At 46.0% G+C, this 8308-nt stretch carries 8 protein-coding genes; 5 read left to right on the forward strand and 3 right to left on the reverse strand.

The window, feature by feature from the left end; all coding sequences use genetic code 11:
* Window positions 1–522: 522 nt before the first annotated feature.
* The gene (locus QUA58_RS15560; RefSeq protein ID WP_333251883.1) at window positions 523–2385 is read right to left on the reverse strand and encodes a polysaccharide biosynthesis/export family protein; all 1863 of its coding nucleotides are present in this window, start codon (window positions 2383–2385) and stop codon (window positions 523–525) included.
* A 333-nt stretch (window positions 2386–2718) separates the two neighbouring features.
* On the opposite strand from QUA58_RS15560, the gene QUA58_RS15565 reads away from it, so the two are divergent.
* The gene (locus QUA58_RS15565) at window positions 2719–3402 is read left to right on the forward strand and encodes a class I SAM-dependent methyltransferase (RefSeq protein WP_333251884.1); all 684 of its coding nucleotides are present in this window, start codon (window positions 2719–2721) and stop codon (window positions 3400–3402) included.
* Window positions 3403–3441: 39 nt separating this feature from the next.
* On the opposite strand, the gene QUA58_RS15570 is transcribed toward QUA58_RS15565, so the two are convergent.
* Together QUA58_RS15570 and QUA58_RS15575 are read right to left on the reverse strand one after the other, a co-directional pair.
* Complete coding sequence (locus tag QUA58_RS15570; RefSeq protein ID WP_333093098.1) at window positions 3442–3732, reverse strand: type II toxin-antitoxin system RelE/ParE family toxin; 291 nt, start codon at window positions 3730–3732, stop codon at window positions 3442–3444.
* Window positions 3720–4055 (reverse strand): hypothetical protein, encoded by a 336-nt coding sequence (locus QUA58_RS15575; RefSeq protein ID WP_333394733.1) that lies wholly within the window; start codon window positions 4053–4055, stop codon window positions 3720–3722. Before QUA58_RS15575 ends, QUA58_RS15570 begins: the two co-directional genes overlap by 13 nt.
* Before the next feature lie 130 nt (window positions 4056–4185).
* On the opposite strand from QUA58_RS15575, the gene QUA58_RS15580 reads away from it, so the two are divergent.
* From QUA58_RS15580 to QUA58_RS15595, 4 genes are all read left to right on the forward strand, one after another.
* The gene (locus QUA58_RS15580; protein WP_333394735.1) at window positions 4186–4824 is read left to right on the forward strand and encodes a histidine phosphatase family protein; all 639 of its coding nucleotides are present in this window, start codon (window positions 4186–4188) and stop codon (window positions 4822–4824) included.
* 115 nt (window positions 4825–4939) lie between these two features.
* Window positions 4940–5707, forward strand: a complete 768-nt coding sequence (locus QUA58_RS15585; protein WP_333394736.1) for a YebC/PmpR family DNA-binding transcriptional regulator — start codon at window positions 4940–4942, stop codon at window positions 5705–5707.
* 187 nt (window positions 5708–5894) lie between these two features.
* Entirely contained in the window at window positions 5895–7484 is a 1590-nt protein-coding gene (locus tag QUA58_RS15590) for a hypothetical protein (protein ID WP_333394737.1), read from the forward strand.
* Between the two features lie 39 nt (window positions 7485–7523).
* The gene (locus tag QUA58_RS15595) at window positions 7524–8084 is read left to right on the forward strand and encodes a restriction endonuclease (protein WP_333394739.1); all 561 of its coding nucleotides are present in this window, start codon (window positions 7524–7526) and stop codon (window positions 8082–8084) included.
* Window positions 8085–8308: the final 224 nt, after the last annotated feature.

An 8308-nucleotide genomic window follows, 5' to 3' on the forward strand; every position in this document is an offset into this window, starting at 1 on the left:
CATCGAACCTTTACCAAAAAAAATTGGTTTAAAGCCCCAAGCCTTGTAGGGAGAAATTAAAAGAAGACTATTCATTACTCCAATCCTCTTCTTTCCAGGTAGAGGTCGCTATCAACTATCAACTGTCAACTGTCAACTGAACTTTGATGTAGCCACTTATAGCTTTCAAGGCTCGAATTGTTAGGATTACAGGACTTACGCAAAAGTAACGTATTTCTGTCGCCCAGCGAACTCAGTGAAGCAATCTCAGGCGTTGCTTAATCAGGGTATGAAAAAAAATCTCTTTAAAATCCAAAAGCTTTGTGGATACTGGTTTCTATGAGGGTCCTATTTAGCTTTTCATACCGTAAATCAGCAACGCCTAGGATGTTTGCCGTAGATTTGGGATGTGCCATGTCATAGCAAATCCGGTTTTAATACCCCTTTTATTTCTTAGTCCGCGTGGACTTCGTTTGACTCTATGCAGCGGTTTCAACCGCCGATTCATCAAGAGGGTGGCTAACTTTCAACGCCCGAGTCATATCAAGGAGTAGTTGGCTGAATTTGCTGTGGCTGCATTTGCTGCTGATTTTGGAGCTGAAGTTGCTGCTGCTGAAGTTGAAGTTGCTGATTTTCAACATTTATCTGCCTCTGTCTGTCTTCGAGTTGCAAGCGTCTGTCTTCAAATTGCAGCAGTCTGTCTTCAGCTTGCCGCTGTCTTTCTTCACGTTGTAGCTCTCTTTCTAGCAGTCTGTCTTCACGTTGCTCTTGTCTGTCTTGACGTTGTTCGCGAATCTGTCTGAGCTGATTTTTTCGCTCGAAATCCCCTCCCAAAAATAAGTTTTGAAAAGCGTTGATAGTTGTTTGAAACCCAGTAAGAACGCCGCTAACAGCGCTGATCCCCGTTGCAGCTCCTGCGATCGGCTGTAAGAAACTGTTGATATTGTCTCCTACCCTAGCATAGCCCGATCGCGCTACCAGAATCACATCCTCGTTGCGCAGAATTGGGTTATTTTCAGGATTCAACCCTTGAGCAAAATCCACCTCTATCGTGCGGCGAGAAACAGTACCGTTGGGGTTCAAACGCAATAGTTCCACTCTGTCTTTTTTAGCCCGCAATTGATTGAAACTGCCTGCGGTCAGCAAAGCTTGGTGCAGGGATGTACTAGGCCGCACCTGCAAAGCCCCAGGCCTAATTACTTCTCCTACAATATTGATGCTAATCGCGTTCGGAGAAAAACTGCTATTTGCGACTTGAGAAACTTCAGCTACATCTACAGTAGCTGCACTCGGGATAATGACGCTATCTCCTTCTTGCAGCAAAATATCTTGAGTTGTGTCGCCTTTTTGCAGCAAATCCCACAGATTTACCATGATAGTTTGTTCGTTGCCACCTCTGACTCGGCGGCGGATTTGCACGCGGCGAATGTCAGCTTCTGTAGTGATACCACCAGCAATTTTCAGTGCTCTAGTTATTGTTGGTAAGCCTACAACTGCTCCTTGCTGTTGGTCGATAGATACAAAACTCAACTCGGTTTGTTGGTTGCTCGATCGCACATCCGAAGCAAATACAGTATAAGGCCCCGGCCGGTTTACTTCCCCGACAATTACCACGCCAATTGGTTTAGTAATATCAGCGGAAAAATTAGCACTGGCTCTTTGACGAACTTCTTGAGTATTCAGGGCCCTTGCTGTCGGTACAAAAATTGTATCTCCATCTCGAATCGTGACATCTTGACGCAAATTTCCCGTGTCTAAAAAATCCTGCAAATCAACATTAGTAACTTGCTCCGGCGCGCCCCTGCGGGGACGACGAATTTGGACATTTCGCATATCTCCTGCTGATGTCACCCCTTGTGCAAGTTGCAGCATTTCCATCAAAGTCGGGAATTTTACTCCTCCTCCTTCTCTAGTGGGATTAATCTTGTAGGAACCCGGGCGAGTAACTTCACCGGCAAGACCTATATTTAGGGGGCGAGCGACGATCACAGTCACGGTAACAACGGGAACATTGATGAAGGGTTCGTATCGCTGGGTAATCACATTAGCGGCTTGTTGCAGCGTCAACCCTTGAATTGAGACGCTGCGAATGATTGGCAAATTGAGTGTCCCATCAACTAACACTTGATATTCCTTGCTGAATTCAGGGACGCCAAAAATATCTAAAGCAATGCGATCGCCCGATCCTAAAGTATAAGCTGCTTCTTGTGTGAGCGAACCAAGATTGCCGCTCGGTGGCAAACTCGAACCCGGAAGAGGCGGGGGCGGTACTCTCGGCCGGTTTGGGGTAGGAGTAGCTGCAGGAGTTCTGACGGCAGGCAACTGAGCTCTACTGGGCAGCGAACTCAATAGCACCAGGAGTGCTGACAAACTCAGACTTGTAGCGGTTTGAATGGTATGTTTCATCTTTCTTCCCTGGTTGCAGCCTGCCAATGAACAAGAGCAATTTAGCTAGTGGATTTTAGTTTATTTTCCCTGCTGTCCAGTGTAGCCTCGCTGCGCTGCAAAATCCACAGGTGCAAGCATAAAAATTGTGCGATCGCACTTAACTATTTTGCCGCTTCTTTGTAAAGAAAGTGTAAAGCCCGCCAACTGTTGTCAGGATTAGGATCTCGTTTGAGCAAAATTCTTCATACATAACTCGGGATACAAATCAACCCGCCACAGAAAGGAGATAGGAAAAAACCACCCTGATTTGAGGTAAAATATTAGATAATTCTATCTGCAGGACAAAGACAAGTGTCACTAAAATTGGATAAAGTAATTCCCTGGGGACGCTGCTTGGATGAATACATAGGAATGTTTAGCTTGACCTCAAGTGACCTCAAGCTGGCAATTCTTGATTGTGCGGGCGGCCCGGCGAGTTTCAATGCCGAAATGACTCGCCAAGGTAAAAAAGTAATTTCTTGCGATCCAGTTTATCAGTTTACGGCGGTGGAAATTGGCGATCGCATCCAAGAAACATATCAAACTGTGATTGAGGGCGTTAAGGCAAATGTAGACGGCTATTTGTGGAACAATTTTGAATCGCCGTACCAGCTAGGCGAAGTGCGGATGAAGGCGATGCAGGAATTTTTAGCAGATTTTCCCTCTGGTTTGGAGCAAGGCCGCTACATAAATGCTGAATTGCCAGTTTTACCTTTCGAGAACGGTCAATTTGATTTAGCTTTGTGCAGCCATTTCTTATTTGCTTATTCTCATCTGCTTTCGGAAGAGTTTCATATAGAAGCAATTACAGAAATGTGTCGGGTTGCAAAGGAAGTGCGGGTATTTCCGCTGTTGCAGAGTTTTAGCGGGGAGGAATCCGAGCACTTAAATCCAATTATTGCCGAATTGAAAAATAGAAGTTTTCGTGTGGAAGTTCAAGAGGCTCCCTATGAGTTTCAAAAAGGCGGAAATAAGATGCTGCGAGTTACCAAGTGACTGCTAAATCGCGTCTTTATAAACTTTCGTCTGCACAACTCAGGTTGGACGCTGTTGTCGTCCGTGATAAATTTGCAAAATTAGGACTTCATCGTTTAGGATAGCGTAATGTAGAACAAAACCCACTTTCCCAAAGGTCACAATTAGTTTGCGCAGACCAGGGGCTTGTTCAACGATCGCACCTCTTTGTGGATATGTCTGCAAACTTTCTGCCACCTCTACAATCTTTTGAATCGCTTTAACCGCAAGATTGGGGTCAGTTTCGGCCAGGAATTGGCGATGCCGATCGAGTGCTGCTAGGGCTGGGGGTGTCCAAATTACTGAGGGCATGGCAATTCGCGATCGCTTCCTAAACTATCGGCCCATTCCTTAACCCGATCGCCAGAAACACCTATCTTGCTAGTCTGGTAATCTTCCAAGACGGAGAGACTGCTTGCGATGGTTTGTTCTTCGCTAAGGGCGTGAAACTGGTTTGCTGTATCAATTTCTCCCCACTGATATCCCTCATTTTCCTCCACAATTTCTGCGATTAAGCGTTCAAAGTCGCTGAGATTAGCGTTGGACAGATTCAGCCATGAAAGCACGATCGCCTTAACTGCATCGCTAGGCATGACCTGAATTTGGGCGTGGAGTTGCTTTATAGATTGAGCCATTGGATCATAGAGAGTGACTGATTCAATTCTAGCGCAATGTCAAATAGTTGCGATGATTATAACGCACAGTACGGTAAAATAAATTAAAGACTTTAATAGAAATCGCCCGCAGCCAACTTAACAAGAACTAATGCCGCAAACAGTCTGGATCGCACGACACGGAAACCGCATCGACTTCGTTAACCCCGACTGGTTTCTCACCGCAGAACACCGCTACGATCCGCACCTTTCCGAAGACGGTCACGTTCAAGCCAAACAACTCGCCAATCGCCTCAAAGGTGAAGGAATTTCTCACATTTTCGCTTCCCCTTTTCTGCGAACTGTCCAAACTGCAAATCACGCGGCGGAAGCTCTCGATTTGTCAATTAAACTAGAGTGGGGACTGTGCGAATGGCTGAATCCTGAATGGATGACTGAAATGCCGGAAACTGAATCTGTCGAAGATTTGTGCAGGCGTTTTCCGAGGGTTGATGCTTCCTACAAAGGCGGTATTGCTAATTATCCCGAAACCGGAGAAGTTTGTCTCAAAAGGGCGGGGGAAACTGCTAAACGCCTCGCGGCTGAGTTTCCCGAAGATATGTTATTAGTAGGTCACGGTGCTTCGGTTTTGGGAAGTGCGATCGGGCTGGCCGGCGGTGTTGAAACGGAAATTAACGCTTCTCTGTGCTGTTTGGTGAAAGTGGTGCGGGGTGAGGACGAATGGTCGATCGCACTTAATGGCGATACTTCCCACCTCACGGACTCTGAAACCGTTGTCCGCTTTAATTAAAGATGAGATTCGTGCAAAAAATCGCATTTTATGCTATGTGTGTAAGGTGCACACTGCACACCCTACGTTTATTTGATGTCGATCGCACATTATAAATCGAAAATCTTAAATCGGTATGTCTGGACATAGTAAGTGGGCGACTATTAAACGCCAAAAAGCGAGAGTTGATTCCGCTAAAGGCAAGGTTTTTGCTAGAATATCTCGCGAAATTATTGTCGCCGCCCGCAGCGGAGTTCCCGATCCCGCTGGTAATTTTCAACTGCGGACTGCTATTGAAAAAGCCAAGGCGGCTGATATTCCTAGTGAAAACATAGAAAGGGCGATCGCCAAAGGTGCCGGCTTGGCGGGGGGAGGTTCGGAATTAGAAGCTATTCGCTACGAAGGTTACGGCGTGGGAGGAGTTGCGATACTGATTGAAGCGCTGACAGACAACCGCAACCGCACGGCGGCTGACTTGCGAGAAGCTTTTAGTAAAAATGGCGGCAATTTGGGCGAAACTGGTTGTGTGGGCTGGATGTTTGACCACAAAGGAGTTTGTACGATCAGCGGCCAGATTGATGAGGAACAATTGTTTGAAGCTTCCCTAAAAGCCGAAGCAGAATCCTATGATTTGATATTAATTGATGAGGATACTGAAGGTGCAGAGGTTTTTACAAGTGTGCCTAATTTGGAAAAGCTTGCTGATGTTTTAAAGCAACAAAATTTTACAGTTTTGCAGTCAGAAAATCGCTGGATTCCGAGCAATACAGTTGAAATAGAAACTCCTGAAAAAGCCAAATCGCTCCTTAAGTTAATGGATGCGCTGGAAGATTTGGACGACGTGCAAAGCGTAACGGCTAATTTTGAAATGACCGATGAATTGATGTCTTTGAGTATGACTTAAACTCTCTTGGTTCGTAGTGAGGACTTTAGTCCGCATCCATGACTAGCAAAATTCGTAGGTGCGTCGCCATCAACAATCATCAAAAAAGAGCGACAATTTAATAGCGACGCACCTGTTATTTTCAAGAACTAAGGAAACAAATCTACTATTTTTTTGTACCCACCTTTTTTATAAATGGTATAAACCCATGCCAGATAAAAACAAAATCAACCCAGACAGCAGCGACTCAGAAGAACTTCCATCAGCAACCGAAGTAGCAGAAATTAGCGATCGATCCAAATCGGATGTGCAGGCTAAACCAGAGGATACATCCAATTGGTTCGGTTCCGTTTTCGGAGCCGTCTCTGCAAGCGCGAGTGCGGTAGGGAGTGCGGCGGCGAGTGCTGGAAGTGCGATTTTTGTTAATACGGCGAGTGCGGTAGGGAATGCGGCGGCGAGTGCTGGAAGTGCGATTGTTGATACGGCGAGTGCGGTGGGGAATGCAGCCGGCAGTGCTGGAAGTGCGATTTTTGTTAATACGGCGAGTGCGGTGGGGAATGCAGCAGGCAGTGCCGGAAGTGCCATTGTTGATACGGCGAGTGCGGTAGGGAGTGCGGCGGCGAGTGCCGGAGGTGCGATTGTTAATACGGCGAGTGCGGTGGGGAATGCAGCAGGCAGTGCCGGAAGTGCGATCGTTAATACCGCAAGTGCTGTGGGGAATGCAGCGGCGAGTGCTGGAAGTGCAGCACTGCAAGTTCCCAATTTTTTCGGTTCAGCCCTCGGTTCGATTTCCCAAAGTCCTATCTTGAAAAAACTGACTGAAAATTTCAAAATCGACTGGTTAGTTAATGCGATCAATAAAGTTGATGTCGTGAAGGCCGAGGCGAAAGTTCGAGAGTTACAGCGCCAATATCCTCACGAGAAACCCCAAGAGATTGCACATCACTTGATGGTGCAAAAAGCCTTGCTAGCGGCAGGAACTGGCTTGGCTAGCAGTTTAGTCCCCGGCACGGCTTTGGCTTTGGCTGGCATGGATTTAGCGGCAATTACGGCGTTATCTGCCGAGTTGGTTTATCAAATTGCTGCTGCCTATGGAATGGATTTGCGATCGAGCGATCGCCAAAAAGAAGTTGTCGCTATTTTCGGTTTATCCTTGGGGAGCAATTTAGCGATCGAAGCTGGAGTTACCCTTGTCAGCAATATTCCCTTGGCTGGTGCCGTGATTAATGCTAGCGCCAGTGCAGCAATGATTTACGCGCTGGGATACGGTGCTTGTCGGTTTTATGAGGCGCATCTCGATTCCTCGAAAATCGAAACTAAGCTGGGAGATTTACGAGAGGTATTGCAAGCGGAAAGTGAGCAATATTTAGAAAAAGCGATCGCACAACAAACCGTAATGGATTGGATTTTGGTGTATGTCGTCTATGCCAGCCAAAAATTTACCCGATGGGATCAGTTATTACCGGAATTACAAGCAACGAATTTAAATCCCAGGACTTTAGCTGAGATTGAAGCTGTGACAAATAAGTCTAAATTGCTTCCCAAGTTGGATATTTTACTCGCACAACTCGAACTTGACTTTGCCGAACCACTTTTAAAGCGATGCACTGAGATCATCGAGGCTGACGGTGAAATTAATCAACAAGAGGGGAAAATTTTGCTGACAATTCAACGGGCTGTTTTGAGCAAAAGAAAGCAAGCGAAAAAACAAGCCCCGCCAACTTTGATCGAGGATGCGGTATCGCCACCCACTGAAGCACAAACTGAAGTCCAAGCTGCATCACAAATTCCCTCTTGATCTTCTGATTCTGCTTCTACTAATAAATTGAATCCAAATATGCTACAAAAATTCAAAAAAATCTTAAAAGTTGCTACGATATTAGACCTGCCCAAAATTGCTGATTTAATCGATACTGAATCACCAACTCCCTCTCGACCTGCTCATTCTCCTTCTGCTAAGTTGAGTGCAATTCTGCTGAAAAAATTTAAGCAGATTTTAGCAGGTTCTACGCGGTTAGAAGTCCCAGAGATTGGGTATTTAATCGATCAGGTCGATCGCATGACGGGAGAAGAGTTTGAGGAATTTTTAGCCTGCTGTTTCCGCAATCTCGGTTATGCGGTCGAAATGACACCCAAAACGGGGGATTTTGGTGCGGACTTGATTCTCTCTAAAGCCCGCAAAAAAACCGTTGTTCAGGCAAAACGCTATCAAGGCAAGGTGGGAAATTCCGCTGTGCAAGAAGTGGTGAGTGCTGTTAAGTATTACGGGGCCCAGGATGCGATCGCAATTACGAACAGCGAGTTTACTGCAAATGCTCATAAACTGGCTCAAGCGAATGGGGTACAACTCTGGGGACGAGAACAGTTAATTGATTTAGTAATTCGAGCTAAAAAATAAGGGATCTATGAACCAAGAATCCCAGTCTATGAAAGAGCGGGGAGTGTCATTTGAAACAACAAGATTTTACAGTTTTGCAGTCAGAAAATCGCTGGATTCCCAGCAATACAGTGGAAATAGATACTCCTGAAAAAGCTCGATCGCTCCTTACTGTACTTTAGACTAAATAAAGATGAGAACGGTGGCTTTGAGAAGAACTAAAGCCACCGCGCCGGGAGAGAATA

The organism is Microcoleus sp. N9_A1 (assembly GCF_036701795.1).
In the GTDB taxonomy this organism is placed as follows: Bacteria; Cyanobacteriota; Cyanobacteriia; order Cyanobacteriales; family Microcoleaceae; genus Microcoleus.